The 15,872-nt window shown below is 55.9% G+C and carries 16 protein-coding genes; 11 read left to right on the top strand and 5 right to left on the bottom strand.

Annotated elements, in window-relative coordinates; translation table 11 throughout:
* Nucleotides 1-1,161, bottom strand: a 1,161-nt coding sequence (locus ACXJ5O_RS06620; protein WP_457299197.1) for an MFS transporter, incomplete at its 3' end; no start/stop codon positions are given.
* A 122-nt stretch (nucleotides 1,162-1,283) separates the two neighbouring features.
* Between ACXJ5O_RS06620 and ACXJ5O_RS06615 the strand changes: the two genes are divergently transcribed.
* The 4 genes from ACXJ5O_RS06615 to ACXJ5O_RS06600 all read left to right on the top strand — a co-directional run bounded on the left by ACXJ5O_RS06615 (nucleotide 1,284) and on the right by ACXJ5O_RS06600 (nucleotide 3,539).
* Nucleotides 1,284-1,652, top strand: coding sequence for an ArsR/SmtB family transcription factor (locus tag ACXJ5O_RS06615; protein ID WP_457299196.1), 369 nt, complete (start codon nucleotides 1,284-1,286; stop codon nucleotides 1,650-1,652).
* A 2-nt stretch (nucleotides 1,653-1,654) separates the two neighbouring features.
* A complete protein-coding gene (locus tag ACXJ5O_RS06610) occupies nucleotides 1,655-2,056 on the top strand; it encodes a (R)-mandelonitrile lyase (RefSeq protein WP_271895656.1) in 402 nt (133 codons plus the stop codon).
* 43 nt (nucleotides 2,057-2,099) lie between these two features.
* Entirely contained in the window at nucleotides 2,100-2,288 is a 189-nt protein-coding gene (locus tag ACXJ5O_RS06605) for a hypothetical protein (protein WP_112526856.1), read from the top strand.
* 369 nt (nucleotides 2,289-2,657) lie between these two features.
* Nucleotides 2,658-3,539, top strand: coding sequence for a LysR substrate-binding domain-containing protein (locus tag ACXJ5O_RS06600; protein WP_457299195.1), 882 nt, complete (start codon nucleotides 2,658-2,660; stop codon nucleotides 3,537-3,539).
* 38 nt (nucleotides 3,540-3,577) lie between these two features.
* On the opposite strand, the gene ACXJ5O_RS06595 is transcribed toward ACXJ5O_RS06600, so the two are convergent.
* The gene (locus ACXJ5O_RS06595) at nucleotides 3,578-3,739 is read right to left on the bottom strand and encodes a Thivi_2564 family membrane protein (protein WP_112526786.1); all 162 of its coding nucleotides are present in this window, start codon (nucleotides 3,737-3,739) and stop codon (nucleotides 3,578-3,580) included.
* 175 nt (nucleotides 3,740-3,914) lie between these two features.
* Between ACXJ5O_RS06595 and ACXJ5O_RS06590 the strand changes: the two genes are divergently transcribed.
* The 7 genes from ACXJ5O_RS06590 (at nucleotide 3,915) to ACXJ5O_RS06560 (ending at nucleotide 13,159) form a co-directional block, all read left to right on the top strand.
* Complete coding sequence (locus ACXJ5O_RS06590; protein ID WP_262294425.1) at nucleotides 3,915-4,328, top strand: VOC family protein; 414 nt, start codon at nucleotides 3,915-3,917, stop codon at nucleotides 4,326-4,328.
* Nucleotides 4,329-4,379: 51 nt separating this feature from the next.
* Nucleotides 4,380-5,213 (top strand): DMT family transporter, encoded by an 834-nt coding sequence (locus tag ACXJ5O_RS06585; RefSeq protein WP_457299194.1) that lies wholly within the window; start codon nucleotides 4,380-4,382, stop codon nucleotides 5,211-5,213.
* A gap of 271 nt (nucleotides 5,214-5,484) precedes the next feature.
* On the top strand, nucleotides 5,485-7,434 hold the full coding sequence (locus ACXJ5O_RS06580) for a PrkA family serine protein kinase (RefSeq protein ID WP_457299193.1): 1,950 nt from the start codon (nucleotides 5,485-5,487) through the stop codon (nucleotides 7,432-7,434).
* Between the two features lie 24 nt (nucleotides 7,435-7,458).
* A complete protein-coding gene (locus ACXJ5O_RS06575) occupies nucleotides 7,459-8,781 on the top strand; it encodes a YeaH/YhbH family protein (protein ID WP_457299192.1) in 1,323 nt (440 codons plus the stop codon).
* Between the two features lie 13 nt (nucleotides 8,782-8,794).
* Nucleotides 8,795-10,345 carry a SpoVR family protein gene (locus tag ACXJ5O_RS06570; protein WP_457299191.1) on the top strand — a complete coding sequence of 517 codons (1,551 nt, stop codon included), beginning with the start codon at nucleotides 8,795-8,797 and terminating at the stop codon, nucleotides 10,343-10,345.
* 150 nt (nucleotides 10,346-10,495) lie between these two features.
* Nucleotides 10,496-10,951: a (2Fe-2S)-binding protein gene (locus tag ACXJ5O_RS06565; protein ID WP_224507848.1), complete on the top strand. Its 456-nt coding sequence runs from the start codon at nucleotides 10,496-10,498 to the stop codon at nucleotides 10,949-10,951.
* Nucleotides 10,952-10,954: 3 nt separating this feature from the next.
* Entirely contained in the window at nucleotides 10,955-13,159 is a 2,205-nt protein-coding gene (locus ACXJ5O_RS06560; protein WP_457299190.1) for a molybdopterin cofactor-binding domain-containing protein, read from the top strand.
* A 57-nt stretch (nucleotides 13,160-13,216) separates the two neighbouring features.
* Here the strand turns inward: ACXJ5O_RS06560 and ACXJ5O_RS06555 are convergent, their stop codons facing one another.
* The 3 genes from ACXJ5O_RS06555 to ACXJ5O_RS06545 all read right to left on the bottom strand — a co-directional run bounded on the left by ACXJ5O_RS06555 (nucleotide 13,217) and on the right by ACXJ5O_RS06545 (nucleotide 15,807).
* The gene (locus tag ACXJ5O_RS06555; RefSeq protein WP_457299189.1) at nucleotides 13,217-14,083 is read right to left on the bottom strand and encodes a protein-L-isoaspartate O-methyltransferase family protein; all 867 of its coding nucleotides are present in this window, start codon (nucleotides 14,081-14,083) and stop codon (nucleotides 13,217-13,219) included.
* 77 nt (nucleotides 14,084-14,160) lie between these two features.
* A complete protein-coding gene (locus tag ACXJ5O_RS06550; RefSeq protein ID WP_457299188.1) occupies nucleotides 14,161-14,805 on the bottom strand; it encodes a GntR family transcriptional regulator in 645 nt (214 codons plus the stop codon).
* Nucleotides 14,806-14,889: 84 nt separating this feature from the next.
* Nucleotides 14,890-15,807: a LysR substrate-binding domain-containing protein gene (locus tag ACXJ5O_RS06545; RefSeq protein ID WP_457299187.1), complete on the bottom strand. Its 918-nt coding sequence runs from the start codon at nucleotides 15,805-15,807 to the stop codon at nucleotides 14,890-14,892.
* Nucleotides 15,808-15,872 lie beyond the last annotated feature (65 nt).

The following is a 15,872-nucleotide window of genomic DNA, read 5'->3' as shown; positions in this document are numbered from 1 at the left end:
CAGTTGCTGCTTGTTGGGCGACCCAGCCAGCCGCATGACGACCAGACCCATAAGCGGGAATATACCGCCGATCCAGCCGAGATATTCGAGGCCGACATGGGCAATGATCAGCCCGCCGATCATCGAACCGAGTGCAACGCCGAGATAAAGTGCCGAGTAATTGAGCGACAGAGCCAATGGAGCGCTTTCCGGTGCAATGGCCAGAACCCGGCTCGCCTGTGCTGGCGGGAACATCCAGGCGATGACGCCCCAGACCACCATGATTGCGATGAGAGCCGGACCGGCAATATTGTCAGGCAATTGCATGATCCAGCTCACGGCCATCAGAACGATGGCGTTGAGCACAGATGCCGTAATGACAGTTTTCTTCGCTCCGAGACGATCCGAGAGCTGTCCCCCAAGGATATTTCCAAGAGCAGCACCAATCCCGAACGTCAGCAATACGACTGGCATCATTGAATGGCTGAGTCCGACGCCTTCGACGGCGATAGCCGCTACATACGTGTAAACCGCGAATGCGCCGGTCATATAAAGCAGCATCGTCAAGAGCGCCGGCGCTAACCCGGGATGACGAATGACACCAAGACGTTGCGCCAGGCTCAATCGATCTGCATAGAGCCCGCGCGGCACAAGGAACCAGACGATCAGGGTAGCCAACGCTCCTATCGAAGCGATGAAGAAATAGGTGCCGCGCCACCCTGCCAAGTCGCTGATGAAGGCTCCAAGCGGTGCGCCAAAGGCAACTGCCAGCGTCGTGCCACCGACAATTGCGGCGATGGCGCGGGCGCGGTGATGCGGTTCGGAAATGGCGACTGCCGTTGCCTGAGCTGTAGCTGCGTAAAGACCCGCCATCACAGCAATCAATACACGTGCTGCCATAAGGAGGAGGTATGTTGGTGAAACGGCGGCAAGAATTGCTCCCGCCACAAATATGAGAGCGCTGCCTGTGAGAACGTTGCGCCTCTCGAATGCACCTGTGAGTGCAGCAGCGATCRGGGCGCCGATTGCATAAGCCAAGGCATAGGTCACGACGAGGTAGCCGGCCTGCACCAAGGTAACGCCCGTGTCCCCGGCAATCTGCGGCAGGAGGCTGGCGACAACGAAACCCTCAATGCCGATTGCAAATGTGCCAAGCGCCAATCCGACGAGACGAATATCCATGGGAGCACCTTAATGTTCAATGATCATTGAACTAATGAACCCACTCTCTCCGGGTGTCAAGAATAAAGTTCAACAAACATTGAACATTGAAATCTCTCCTGACAATTGCTATTAAAACTCCCATGACTGATTATCTCCCGCATCCGCCCGTCGAGTACATCGCGCTGCCTGCCGTCTTGACCGCACTTGGCGATGAAACGCGCCTTGCGATCATCGCCATTCTCGCCCGTAACGGCGAACGGGCAATGACTTGCGGCCAGTTTCTGCAGTTCGGCTCAAAGACAGCAATCAGCTATCACGTAGCGAAGTTACGTGAGGCCGGTATCATCCATGTTCGCCCCGAAGGTACCAAACGGCTACTGACACTTCGACGCGGCGATCTGGAAAGCCGATTTCCTGGTTTCCTCGATACGGTGATCGCCTCTACTGCAGCAACACTGCCGTACAACAGCCTTGGCATGCCGGAAGCGGCTCAATTTGCAGGAGAATAGAAATGGACATCAAGCCATCCGGATCGGTCCCGACGCGCCGCGCTTCATCCGACTGGTTCTCCGGCACCGTCTGGGTAGAGCCGATTATCGATGCAGGCGCACCAGCACGACTGCAAGCAGCTGTCGTGCGCTTTGAGCCCGGTGCGAGGACCGCATGGCACACGCATCCTCTCGGCCAGACACTGCACGTAACATCCGGATCGGGTTTAGCGCAGGTCTGGGGTGGGCCGATACAAAAGATCAAGGTCGGCGATACGGTATGGATTCCGCCCGGCGAAAAACACTGGCACGGCGCTGGTCCCGAAAATTTCATGGTCCATATCGCAATGCAGGAAGCCTTGGACGGTAAAACCGTCGAATGGATGGAAAAGGTCTCCGATACGCAATATTCCGGCCATGATTAATCTGGTAGTGTACTATCTGCAGTGCATGTGAAAGGACCACACCATGGCGTTCGAAGACATCAAGGCCCGGATCGCGCTTCTGGTCGAAGAGATGGTGCGACGGCCAACGGATGCTCATGAAATTCACGAGACACTGCGCGAACACCTCAACGAGTTGAAGGCCATGGGCATGCCACTGCCCGATGACCTTGTTGCGCTTGAAAAACGCTTGGAAACCGACTTCGACTCTTGAACATCGCACTATAAAAAACGCTTGGGATGGTCTCTGAGCAGATCGCTCAGATCGTCGTGGTCTGTTCGTTGGCCCCTTATGGCCCGGCCATCGTATATACCGATGTCCCTGAGCATATGATCGGAAAAATCCTCGGTATCCATATTGGCAAGCTGACTTTCGTCGTTGTCGGGCTTCCCCGGATTTGCAACTCGGCTCCACCATGAAGCGTGGCTTGATAAGCGCGATGTGGATGCTGATACAGGGTTCATAACTTCGACTCCGAATGTTGTGACGTGTTGCGTCCCCGTTGTAAATGCGCCCTTCTGAGCTTGTTTTCCAACAAAACGCCGAGTAGCATGCATAAGGACAGCTTATGTGAGACTATTGATGAATCTGCCTCCCCTAGCCGCCATTCGCGTCTTTGAAGCTGCCGCGCGCCACGGCAGTTTTACCAATGCCGCAGAAGAACTCGGAATGACGCAGGCAGCAGTGAGCTACCAGATCAAGCTCCTGGAAGAGAGAATCGGGGCAGCGCTTTTCCTGCGCCGGCCACGCCAAGTGATCCTGACTGAAGTTGGAGCGCGGCTCGCGCCGGCAATCAGCGAGGCGTTTGACATGATGCGCGCGGCAATTGCCGCGACTCGTGAAAACGCCGATGGTATTCTTACGATCACGACCATTCCAACATTTGCAGCAAACTGGCTCGTGCCACGGCTGGGTTCATTCCAGTTGGCGCACCCATCTCTTGCGGTCCGGTTGCAAGCAACGCGCGAGATAATCGATTTTGCCCGCCAAGACGCTGACATCGGCATACGTTCGGGTGGCGGGCGTTGGCCTGGCATGATTTCGCACAAGATTTTTGGCGCCGACTTTGCGCCCATGCTCAGCCCTGCGCTTGCGGCAACAATTGGTGGCGTAAAAACACCTGCGGACCTTCTCAAGTTGCCGGTCGTCGATCCGAGCGATCCATGGTGGAAAATATGGTTTGCAGCGGCGGGAGTTCCAAACCCCGACTTACGCGGTAATCCACGCAGCCGGTTCGGCGATCAGCACCTGGAGGGCAAAGCCGTGATCGCGGGTCAAGGAGTCGGCATTCTCACTCCGGTCTTTTATGAGACGGAGTTGAAACAAGGTCAGCTTATCCAGCCATTCGATATTGTCGGCAATGACGATCATTTCTATTGGTTGGTTTATCCGGAAGCGCGGCGAAATGTGCCGAAGATCCGGGCGTTTCGCGACTGGTTGTTGGAACAGTTGGCGGATCAGTAAAAACCGGGCGGAACGAAATATCCCGCCCGTTGAAATGCTTAAAAAACGGCGAGATAGCGCAACAATGAAATAATACCGATCACCACCACTATGACCCGCACGATCTGTTTTGCACGGGCATCCAGAGGCAGCATCTGGACAAGGTAAAGAACAAGAAAGATCACCAGAACGGTGATCAAGAGGCTGATCAATATGGACATTTCAAACTTCCTGTTTTCGGGATCAAGGCGAGTGTAGCTCAATACAACTCACAGTTGGGTGATTTGGTTCCCCTGAGCAGAAGTTGAAACCTTGTATTTCCTGCAACCTTTTATTGTCTGCTTGGATATCTGCTGCTAGGTTTCAGCGCACTCCCGCCTCACCAGGATATCTCCAATGCGCTCATTGTTTCACCTTGCCTATCACGTCACTGATCTCGACGATGCAAGGCAATTTTACGGTGGAGTTCTCGGATGTGAAGAAGGCCGCAGCACCGAAACCTGGGTGGATTTTGACTTCTTTGGCCACCAGATTTCACTGCATCTGGGCAAGCCTTTCGAAACAACAAATACCGGCAAGGTCGGCGACCACATGGTGCCAATGCCGCATCTCGGGGTTGTCCTACCGCTGGATGACTGGAATGCGCTGGCCGACAGGCTGAAACAGGCGGACGTCGACTTCGTCATGCCGCCTGTCGTGCGATTCAAGGGTGAGCCCGGCGAGCAGTGGACGATGTTCTTCCGCGACCCCTCAGGCAATCCGATCGAGGTCAAGGGTTTTGCCGACTTCGCCAGCGTCTACGCGAAATAACGCCCGTCCATCGTGGAAGTACAGCAGTCCAACCTGAAAGCAGCGTTGTGGATGACCGGTTCGCTTACCGCCATCCTGCTCATGGCGATTTCCGGCCGCGAAGCTTCGCGCGAGCTCAACGTTTTCCAGATCATGGAAATGCGCTCAGTTATCGGGCTCGCCATGCTCTATCCCTTGATACGCTCATCGGGTGGTTTCAGGGCTATGAAGACCGCGCGTATCTGGCAGCACCTCGGACGAAACACAGCGCATTATGCCGGGCAGTTTGCCTGGTTGCAGGCCCTGTCAATGATCCCGCTCGCACAGGTCATCGCCATCGAATTCACAACGCCAGCCTGGACAGCGGTAATGGCTGTGGCCTTTCTCGGCGAGCGATTGAACATTTGGCGGATCCTGACGATTGCCCTCGGTATCATCGGCGTCATCATCATCGTCCGGCCTGGCATAGGCACAGTGGAGGTGGGTCAGCTCATCGTGCTCGGCGCTGCCCTCACCTTCGGCATATCGTTCACGATGGTCAAATCTTTGACCCGAACGGACAGCGTTGTGAAGATCATTTTCTGGATGTTGATCATCCAGTCGGCGATAGGCCTTCTGCCCGCCATCTACGTCTGGCACTGGCCCTCACTTCATGTCATGCCGTGGGTGGTGATCATTGCTTTCACCGGCACATTTTCGCATTTTTGCATGGCGAAGGCCTTGCAGTACGCCGATGCGACCGTAGTCATTCCCATGGACTTTCTGCGCGTGCCGCTGACGGCTGTGCTTGGCTGGCTGATCTATTCCGAACGGATCGATGTTTTCACCGCTCTTGGTGCGGCGCTTATCCTTTCGGGCAATCTCCTCAACCTCAAAAATCGCACCCCTGCGCCAATAGGGGCGTAATTTTCGGCAAATTCTTTCTTCTTACCCGTTACTATAGGCAATAGGACTTCCTACATAGCCATAGGAAGGACATAAATATGCGGGATGATAATCGTTCGACGGCGGACMCATCTCAATATCTTGATTGATATATACAATATTATAGCAATCAGTGTCTTGCGCAGTGCAGCGACTCATCCGACACTGTGTCCATTCGGCATGCAATCCTCTGAGCGAGGGGCGGCCCCTTCGGCTCAGATTCCACTGAATTTGCACGTGGCTGGAGGTAAACATGACTACGCAAGCTTCTGACGTATTTAGCCTCTTCTCTGAGATCTACAGCAGCGAGAAGCAGGAAGAGATGAGCCTGCAGGAATATCTCCTCGCTTGCCGCAATGATCCAAAGATGTTTGCCACCGCTTCCGAACGAATGGTGGACGCTATTGGCGAGCCGACCCTGGTCGATACCAGCGATGACGAACGTCTCGGCCGGATCTTTCTCAACCGCACCATCAAGATCTATCCAGCCTTTGCCGACTTCTACGGCATGGAAGATACGATCGAACGGATCGTCGGTTATTTCCGCTATGCTGCCCAGGGTCTCGAGGAGCGTAAGCAGATACTTTATCTGCTCGGCCCCGTTGGTGGTGGCAAGTCTTCGTTGGCCGAGCGGCTCAAGCAACTCATGGAACACCGGCCCATCTACACGCTGAAGGCCGGGAACCAGATCAGCCCCATCTTCGAATCTCCGCTGGGCCTTTTCCACCCGGAACGAATGTCCGGCCTGCTCGAAGACAAATATGGAATTGCCCGTCGTCGTCTCAACGGTCTGATCTCACCATGGGCCACAAAGCGGCTTGACGAGTTTGCCGGCGATATCTCTAAATTCAGCGTCGTCAAGATTATGCCGTCGCGATTGCGCCAGATCGGCATTGCCAAGACGGAACCCGGCGACGACAACAACCAGGATGTCTCTTCGCTGGTCGGCAAGGTCGATATTCGCCAGCTCGAAAATTTCAGCCAGGCCGATCCTGACGCCTATTCCTTCAGTGGCGGGTTGAACCGGACGACACAGGGCATGCTTGAATTCGTCGAAATGTTCAAAGCGCCGATCAAAGTGCTGCATCCTTTGCTGACGGCGACGCAGGAGGGTAACTACAACGGAACCGAGAATTTCGGTGCTTTCCCGTTCCAGGGTATCATTCTGGCACACTCGAACGAATCCGAATGGCTGCAATTCAAGAACAACAAGAACAACGAAGCGTTCCTTGATCGCATGTCGKTGGTCAAAGTTCCCTATTGCTTGCGGGTCACCGAGGAAAAGCAGATTTACGAAAAGCTGCTGCGTGAGAGCGAGCTCTTGAATAACCCATGTGCACCGGAAGTGCTGGAAATACTTAGTCGGTTTACGGTCTCCACCCGTATGGCTGAGCATGAGAACTCGCCGCTGTACACGAAGATGCGTGTCTACGACGGCGAGAATCTCAGAGAGTCCGATCCGAAAGCCAAATCTGTGCAGGAATATCGCGATGCGGCCGGTGTCGATGAGGGCATGAATGGCATCAGCACGCGATTTGCCTTCAAGGTACTTTCGGAAACCTTCAACTACGATACCAAGCAGGTGGCGGCCGATCCGGTGCATCTCATGTATGTGCTGGAGCAGGCAATCAAACGTGAGCAGTTTCCGCAAGAGATCGAGGCGAACTATCTCGATTTCATCAAGACTGAACTTGCCTCGCGCTATGCCGAATTCATCGGCCACGAAATCCAGAAAGCCTATCTGGAATCCTACAGTGAATACGGCCAAAACCTGTTTGACCGTTATATCGCCTATGCCGACGCGTGGATCGAAGATCAGGACTACAAGGATCCAGACACGGGGCAGATACTCAACCGGGGCATTCTTGACAGCGAATTATCGCAGATCGAAAAGCCTGCGGGCATCGCCAATCCGAAGGATTTCCGCAACGAGGTGGTAAAGTTCACCCTGCGTGCCAAGGCCAAGAACAATGGCCGCAACCCGTCGTGGACAAGCTACGAAAAGCTGCGCGAAGTTATCGAGAAACGCATGTTCGGTCAGGTGGAGGATTTGCTGCCAGTTATCAGCTTCGGCTCGAAGAAGGACGGCGCCACTGAGAAGCAGCACACGGAATTCGTCCAGCGTATGGTCGAACGCGGTTATACGGAGCGGCAGGTTCGCCGCCTGGTCGATTGGTACATGCGGGTGAACAAGGCCGGCTGACGACCGCCGAAGAAAGGTGCGTGAATGCCGAACTTCATTGATCGCCGCCTGAACCCGAAAGACAAGAGCCTGAGCAATCGCCAGCGCTTTCTGAGGCGTGCGCGCGTGGAGCTGAAGCGGGTCATTAACGAGAAAATATCGACTGAGAAGATAACGGATGTCGATGCCGGGCACGCCATTTCACTGCCGGTAAGCGGCACCAGCGAGCCCAGCTTCGCGCCGGATCGCGCTACCGGCCGGCGTGAATATGTCTTGCCAGGCAATCGGGAATTCGTGCTGGGCGATCGCTTGCCAAAGCCAGGCGCCGGCGGCGGCGCGGGTGCCGGCAAAGGCGGCGCGGCCGATCTCGAACTCGAAGATGATTTCCGTTTTGTGCTGTCGCGTGAGGAGGTCCTCGACCTGTTTTTCGAGGATCTGGAACTGCCGGACATGGTCAAGTCGAGCCTGAAGGAAGCCATCGCATTCAAGCCTCGGCGTGCTGGCTTTACGACTGCCGGAGCACCGACCAACATCAATGTCGGGCGGTCCATGCGCAACAGTTTCGGCCGGCGTATTGCCTTGAGGAGACCGAAGCAAGCCGATCTGGATGCTATCGCCGATGAGGTGGCGCTACTGGAGGCTGAAGCAAAACCAAGTCCGGCATCACTTGAGCGCCTCGTGGAATTGCGCCGGGAGCTTGAGGTCTTGCAGCGACGGCGCAAATTGGTGGCCTACATCGATCCCGTCGATATTCGCTTCAATCGCTTCGAGCCTATGCCCGTGCCGAACTCCAATGCGGTCATGTTCTGCCTGATGGACGTTTCGGGTTCCATGGGCGAGCGCGAAAAGGACCTCGCCAAGCGATTTTTCGTTCTGCTGCACCTGTTTCTCAAGCGGCGGTACGAGCGCATCGATATCGTCTTCATCCGTCACACCCATCAGGCACACGAAGTCGATGAAGAGACATTCTTCCACAGCACACAAAGCGGCGGAACGGTCGTATCCACAGCGTTGGAGGAGATGCGGCGTATCATCGAGGAACGTTATCCCAGCAGGGACTGGAACATTTACGCGGCTCAGGCCTCGGATGGAGATAATCTGACGGGCGATTCCGAAAATTGCGTCAATCTTCTGAATAACGAGCTGATGAAGCTTTGCCAATATTATGCCTATGTCGAGATTCTCGATGAACGGGAAAGCGCGATTTTCAGATCGACGGACAATGGCACCTCGCTTTGGCGCTCGTATCGCCTTGTCGGAAAAAACTGGCGCAATTTCCAGATGACGCGAATAGCCAAGCCCGGGGATATATATCCGGTGTTCCATCAGCTTTTTGCCAAGCAACCAAAAACAGCGAAAAGCGGTTAAAGGGCAACGGCGAATGAACAAGCGCGCAGACACCTCGAACCTTCTGTTTCAGAGCTCCGAATGGAATTTCAACACGCTGTACCGCACGTATGACGCGATCAAGGAAATCGCGCTGGATGAGCTTAATCTTGATGTCTATCCCAACCAGCTGGAGATCATTTCATCCGAGCAGATGCTTGATGCTTATTCCTCAAATGGCATGCCGCTGATCTATCGGCACTGGTCATTCGGCAAACATTTCGTTTATGAAGAGCACCACTATCGCAAGGGGCATCGTGGACTTGCGTACGAATTGGTCATCAATTCCAATCCCTGCATCACCTATCTGATGGAAGAAAACACCATGTCGATGCAGACATTGGTGACCGCACATGCCGCCTTCGGCCACAATCATTTCTTCAAGAACAACTATCTGTTCAAACAGTGGACGGATGCCGATGCCATTTTGAATTATATGGAGTTTGCCAAAGGCTACATCGCACGCTGCGAGGAAAAATACGGCCTCGCTGCAGTGGAGCCCATTATCGATGCCGCCCATGCACTCATGGAGCAAGCGGTGTTCCGCTATAACCGGCCTCCGCGTAATTCGCCCTTGAAAGAGCGTGAGCGGGTCCGCGATCGGCTGGAATATGAGGAGCGCGCCTTCAGCGACTTGTGGCGCACCCTGCCGCAGCGCAAGGCCGACGAGGATCCTACCGAAACCGAGCGGGACTTATCCGAGCGCAAGAAGACACTCAATCTTCCGGAGGAAAACCTTCTCTATTTCATCGAGAAGAACAGCATCATCCTCGAACCATGGCAGCGGGAAATCCTGCGTATCGTTCGCGTCGTCGCGCAATATTTTTACCCGCAGCGGCAGACAAAGGTGATGAACGAGGGCTGTGCCACGTTCGTCCACTACACGATCATGAATATGATGTTCGACAAGGGGCAGCTCAGCGAAGGCAATCTCCTGGAGATGCTGCACAGCCATTCCAACGTCGTGTTTCAGCCCGGGTTCGATGATCCACGCTTTTCCGGTCTCAACCCTTATGCGCTCGGTTTTGCGATGATGCAGGATATCGAACGTATCTGCACCAAGCCTACCGCAGAGGATCGCGACTGGTTTCCAGAGTTTGCCGGCAATGGCGACTGGCGTGGAACATTGCTCGACGCCTGGGCCAATCACCGGGACGAATCGTTTATCCTGCAATATTTGAGCCCGGCGCTAATTCGCAAGTTTCGATTGTTTGCTCTTGAGGACGAGACCAAGGAAAATCACTACAGGGTTGCGTCCATCCACAATGAACGCGGTTATGAGAGTATCAGAAGCACCTTGGCACGGAGCTATGATATTGGCGTGAACCAGCCCAACATCCAAGTCGTCGATGTGGATTTTCGCGGCAACCGGCATCTCCACCTGCAACACACGGTGCGCGACGGTATTGTTCTCGACGAGCACACGCGCAGCGCCACCTTACGGCACGTCCGCCGCCTTTGGGGTTATGATGTCAGTCTTGTCGGGGTCGAAGCAGGCTCGGAAAAGACCCTTTACGAAACCTCTTCCAGTAAGCTCGCGGAATAGCGCAAGCACCCATTCTACAACCCGTGGACACGGCGATGCATCCGGCGTATCGTCGCTGAGGATTTGACGAGAGCGCAGATGCTCTCCTCCGACTTTCTAGCTCGTGTCAACTCCACTTTTCCCCCTGCCCCAGCCACCCTCGAGGAAGCCATGGCCTATAACCTTAAGATTAACGGAACCGCTCATAGCGTGGACGTCGATGACGACACTCCACTGCTTTGGGTAATACGCGACGTGCTCGGCATGACCGGCACAAAGTTCGGCTGCGGCGCTGCCCTTTGTGGCGCGTGCACTGTCCATATCGACGGCGTGGCAACACGCTCCTGCATTACTACGGTCGACAGCATTGGCGACAGCGCCATCACAACAATCGAAGCGATCGGAGAGACGCCGCAAGGAGCGGCATTGCAAAAAGCCTGGCTAGACCTTGAGGTCGTTCAATGCGGCTACTGTCAGTCCGGCCAGCTCATGTCGGCCGCCGCCCTGTTGACGGAAACTCCAAAGCCCACTGACGAAGACATCAACAGCGCCATGTCCGGCAATGTCTGTCGCTGTGGCACCTATCAGCGCATCCGCGCCGCCATCAAGCAAGCAGCGGAGGCCTGAGCCATGGACACGCTTAATCTCAATGAACCAACCTCTGGACCCAGCACCTCGCGCCGCACCTTCTTGAAAGGCGGCGGATTGCTTCTCGGCTTTGCCCTACTCGGTGGTACGACGACATCGGTCTTTGCGGCGAACGCAGCACAAGTGACCGAAGATGAAGTAAAGGCACCTTTCGCCCCGAATGGCTTCATTCGCATAGACCCAAAGGGCACGGTCACACTGGTCATGCCAATGGTTGAAATGGGCCAGGGTACATATACCTCCCTCGCTATGTTGCTGGCCGAAGAACTGGAAGTCGACCTCGATCAGGTCCAGGTGCAGCATGCACCGCCCAACGATGCGCTCTACGCCAATTCGATCCTGCATATCCAGTCGACCGGCCTTTCATCATCGGTGCGAGCGTTCTGGACACCATTGCGTCAGGCGGGCGCCGTCGGCCGCACGCTTTTGATCGCCGCTGCGGCCAAAGAATGGGGCACTGAACCTGCGACCTGCAAAGCGGCACATGGCGTTGTCACAGATGCATCCAGCTCGAAGCACCTAAGCTATGGTGAACTGGCGGAAGCAGCATCGAAGCTGCCCGTACCGGCGGCGGACAGCGTCAAGCTGAAAGAACCAAAAGATTTCACCCTGATCGGCACACCTGCCAAGCGAGTCGACACGCCGATGAAGGTCGATGGACGCGCCATCTATGGCATCGACACCAAATTGCCGGGAATGAAAGTTGCGGCGATTGCGATCTCGCCGGTGTTTGGCGGCAAGGTGAAGACCGTCGATGAAAAAGCGGCCCTCGCCGTGAAGGGCGTGCATCAGGTCGTCAAGATCGACGAGGCTGTAGCGGTGGTCGCAGATCATCTGGGTGCGGCCAAGAAAGGGCTGGAAGCCGCTGCCATAGAATGGGATGACGGCCCGCATGCCACGGTAAACAGTGCCGACATCATCAAAGAGCTCGAAGAAAAGTCGAAGCAGCCCGGCGCGGTCGCTCGCAATGAAGGCGACGCGGAAAAGGCACTTGGATCGGCGGCACAGCGCATCGATGCGATTTATCAGGTGCCGTTCCTCGCCCATGCGACCATGGAACCGATGAACTGCACGGTCCATATGCAGAAGGACAGCTGCGATATCTGGGTCGGTACGCAGGTGCCAACCTTAACGCAGATGTTCGTCGCCGGCGTAACAGGTTTCCCAAAGGAAGCAATCCGGATCCACAACCACCTCCTGGGTGGAGGTTTCGGCCGGCGTCTCGAACCGGACGGCACAGTATTGGCCGTCAAGATCGCTAAGCATGTGGATGGCCCGGTCAAGGTTGTCTGGAGCCGCGAAGAGGATATCCAGCACGACATGTACCGCCCGTATTACTATGACCGGATGTCGGCCGGACTGGACGCTGATGGCAAGCCGGTCGCATGGACCCATCGTATCGCCGGTTCCTCCATATTTGCGCGCTATGTCCCGCAACTATTCGTCAACGGGCTTGACCCCGACGCCGTCGAGGCGGCAGCCGAACCGCCCTATGCCTTGCCGAATATCCATGTGGACTATGTTCAGGTGGAGCCTCCCGGTGTGCCTACCGCGTTCTGGCGGGGTGTTGGTCCAACCCACAATGTGTTCGTGGTCGAGAGTTTTATGGATGAACTAGCCCATGCTGCCAAACAGGATCCGGTTGCCTACCGCAAGGCGCTGCTCGCAAACAACCCGCGTGCGCTTGGCGTATTGACTTTGGCTGCAGAGAAAGCCGGATGGGGCACGCCCTTGCCCGATGGTCAGGGCCGCGGCGTTTCGGTAGCCTTCATTTTCGGTTCCTATGTCGCGCAGGTGGCCGAGGTGGAAGTTGGTCCTGACGGGGCCGTCAAAGTCAAACGTATCGTCTGCGGACTCGATTGCGGCATGTCGGTCAACCCCGATACGATCGAAGCACAGATCGAGGGCGGTTCTATCTTCGGCCTTACCGCCGCCTTGCACGGTGCGATCACAATAAAAGACGGCCGGGTGGAGCAGAGTAATTTCGACAATTACCTTCCCATGCGCATCGATGAAGTGCCGGTGATCGAGACCCATCTCATCAAAAGCGCAGAGGCGCCTGGCGGCATCGGTGAAGTGCCAACCTCCATTGTCAGCGCGGCTGTGACGAACGCAATATTTGCCGCCACCGGCAAGCGTGTCCGCACACTGCCTGTCGATCCGGAAATGCTGAAATCATCCAGCTAGACCATCGCACCAATGCATCGGGGGAAATCCTCCCGATGCATTGAACAAAGGTGGTTCTCAATCATAGGCCAATGCCCAGCCAAGGCCCTTGAGCCAGCAGCGGTCATCCGCGATGTCGTCGCTACGGTGGAGGCGCGTGACGCGGTCCCAGCCGCCACTCGCAAAGGCCTTTGCGAGTGCATCCTCCGATTTTTCGTCCCGCAGGCCGGCACATGGGTAGATGGCGACACCTGACACCCAGCGGGCCGCAAAGTCTTTTCCTTCACGCGTGATAACGAACACCGCACCGCGCGGCCTGCTGCGCCGGCTTTGGCTGGAATATCCATCGTCGGTGGTCATGGGCAAAACCAGACGCCCGCCGTCTTTGAGCCGGTCCAGCCAAATATCGGCGGGGCGCGTTGCACCCGCGTTGACATAGATTATGTCCGCCGGTTCGAACTCGACTTTCGTACCGTCACCTTCAATCACTGCGACATTTGGGTAGGCGGAAAGATTGGACTTGGCGCGTGCCGCGAGGTCAGTCTCCAACTCAATCCCCGTAACGTGCCCGGACGGCCCCGCCAGATGTGCCATGATCGCAGTGTAATAGCCAACCCCCGCGCCGACATGCACAATGTGTTCGCCTGCTACTGGATGCGCGCACCACAGCAAGTGCGCGTGCAATGACGGTTCACCATTGTTGATGTGCCGCTCCGGCGATATCCCAACCAGATCGTCCGTGTAGAGATAAACTGGATCGGCGTTTGGCGTATCGACATAGCCAATACCGAAACGGCGCATAGGCCACGGTCCGGGTCCGAGAAAATCCTCGCGCGGAACGTCCGCAAAGGCATTTTCGATACGGTGATCCTCAACGCCAACGCTCGCCAATATCTGCTTGGCGAATGAGCGGCGAACGATCTTCAGTTCGTCAGGATCGGTCATCCATTGCATTCCGGTTGGACTACGACATTGCTATTGTAGTCATGTCATGCCGGAAGGTTCAACTTCAATGATCACAGCTAGTTGGCCAGCTCCCGGTGAGTGCTTGTCGAGCTCGTCTCATGTGCAGCGCATAGCCGGCTTGTCAGCTCGGCGTCTCGTGCTTCTGTTGCCGATACAATAGCACGGAGTTCGTCAAACGTATCCCGATTGTGGCTAGTGACGCCCGGCGTAAGATGCTGCAGAATGATAATTCGATTGTTGAGGAGCGTAAGCATCGCGCTTGCAACACTGTTGCCGCAACCTTCGAGCAATATGGAGTAGAATTTATTCTCCGCGCTCACGGCATTTTGGTCGTCCAGACGATCGACATGCGCACGCAGGCGCGTCACCTGCGCATTGCTCGCATTGCGGACGAAGTCCTCGCTCACCAAGGGCGTCAACGCCTGCCTGACGCGAAGCATCTGGTTGGCTTCCTCCGCGTTGGGTTTGGCCACCGAAAGACCCCGGCGCGGTGTGCTGACGATCACGCCTTCAGCCTGCAGATGTTGCAATGCTTCGCGCAATATTGTGCGGCTCACGAGCAGTTCCTCGCAAAGCAAACGCTCGATCAGCTTCTGACCCGGTCGCAAGGATCCCGACAGGATCGATTCACGCAGGGTGTCTGTCACTTGCTGGCGCAAGGATGTTGTTTCTCGCGGCATATGTAGGCCCAATAATGCCATAGCCCTTCCTCGATTCCACATTCGCCCAATGATCGGGCTCGTGCTTATTCGTAATATTTCATTGAATATAACGTCAAGAGAAAGTCATTCGCGCTGTCCGGTGTCCATGCCTAAATTCTCGGCCAGAAAATCGACGAAACTCCGCACGCGCGCCGCAAGGTATTCATGACCGACGAACACCGCATGGACGAGTTCAATGTCACCCGGGTTGTAGTCCTCAAGCAACGCGACCAGCCGCCCGGCCTCAATGTCGGCTCTGACATGAAAGAGGCCCAGCCTGGCGATTCCAAGCCCGGCCACACACATCTGCTGCGCTGTCGATCCATTGTTCGACAGGAAATTTCCGGCGACCGCGATCGTATCGATCTCCCCGGTTTTGGGGTCGCGAAACGGCCACTCATTCAGTATTCGCCGAAAGTTGAAGTTAAGGCAGTTATGACGCTCAAGGTCGCGGGGATGCATTGGGGTGCCGTGTTCGGCCAGATAGGCTGGTGAAGCGATGACCACCACCCTGCTCTCGAAAAGCTTGCGCGCCTTCAGGCTCGAACTGCGCATAGGACCAACGCGAATGGCGACGTCGGCACGTTCCTCGATCAGATCGACCACGCCGTCGCTCAGGGAAACGTCGAGTTCCACCTCCGGGTAGCGTCGCAAGAATTTGGGAACGAGCGGTAAAATGCACATCATTCCGACTGGCACGGAAGAGTTCACACGCAACAATCCGCGTGGTGCCGCCGATGCACCCGAAGCGACGGCCCGTTCCGCCTCATCAATTTCGGCGACAATTCGCAGCGCCCGCTGGTGATAAATTTCACCTTCCGGCGTCAGTCTGAGCGTGCGCGTCGAGCGCACGAGCAGACGGGTCCCAAGCCTCTCTTCGATACGGCTGATGATTTTGCTGACAGCGGACGGCGTAAGGCCAAGGCGCCGCCCCGCAGCAGAGAAGCTGTTGAGGTCAACCGCCTGAACGAAAACTTCCATCTCTCCAGCTCGATTGTCCATGTGCAGCACCTATGAATTGGTTTCACAAGTATTGAGCATTATAGGGCGATTATCAAGGCAATGAC

It is taken from the genome of Phyllobacterium sp. P5_D12, from assembly GCF_054049495.1.
This window is presented reverse-complemented; position numbering and strand designations above follow the sequence as displayed.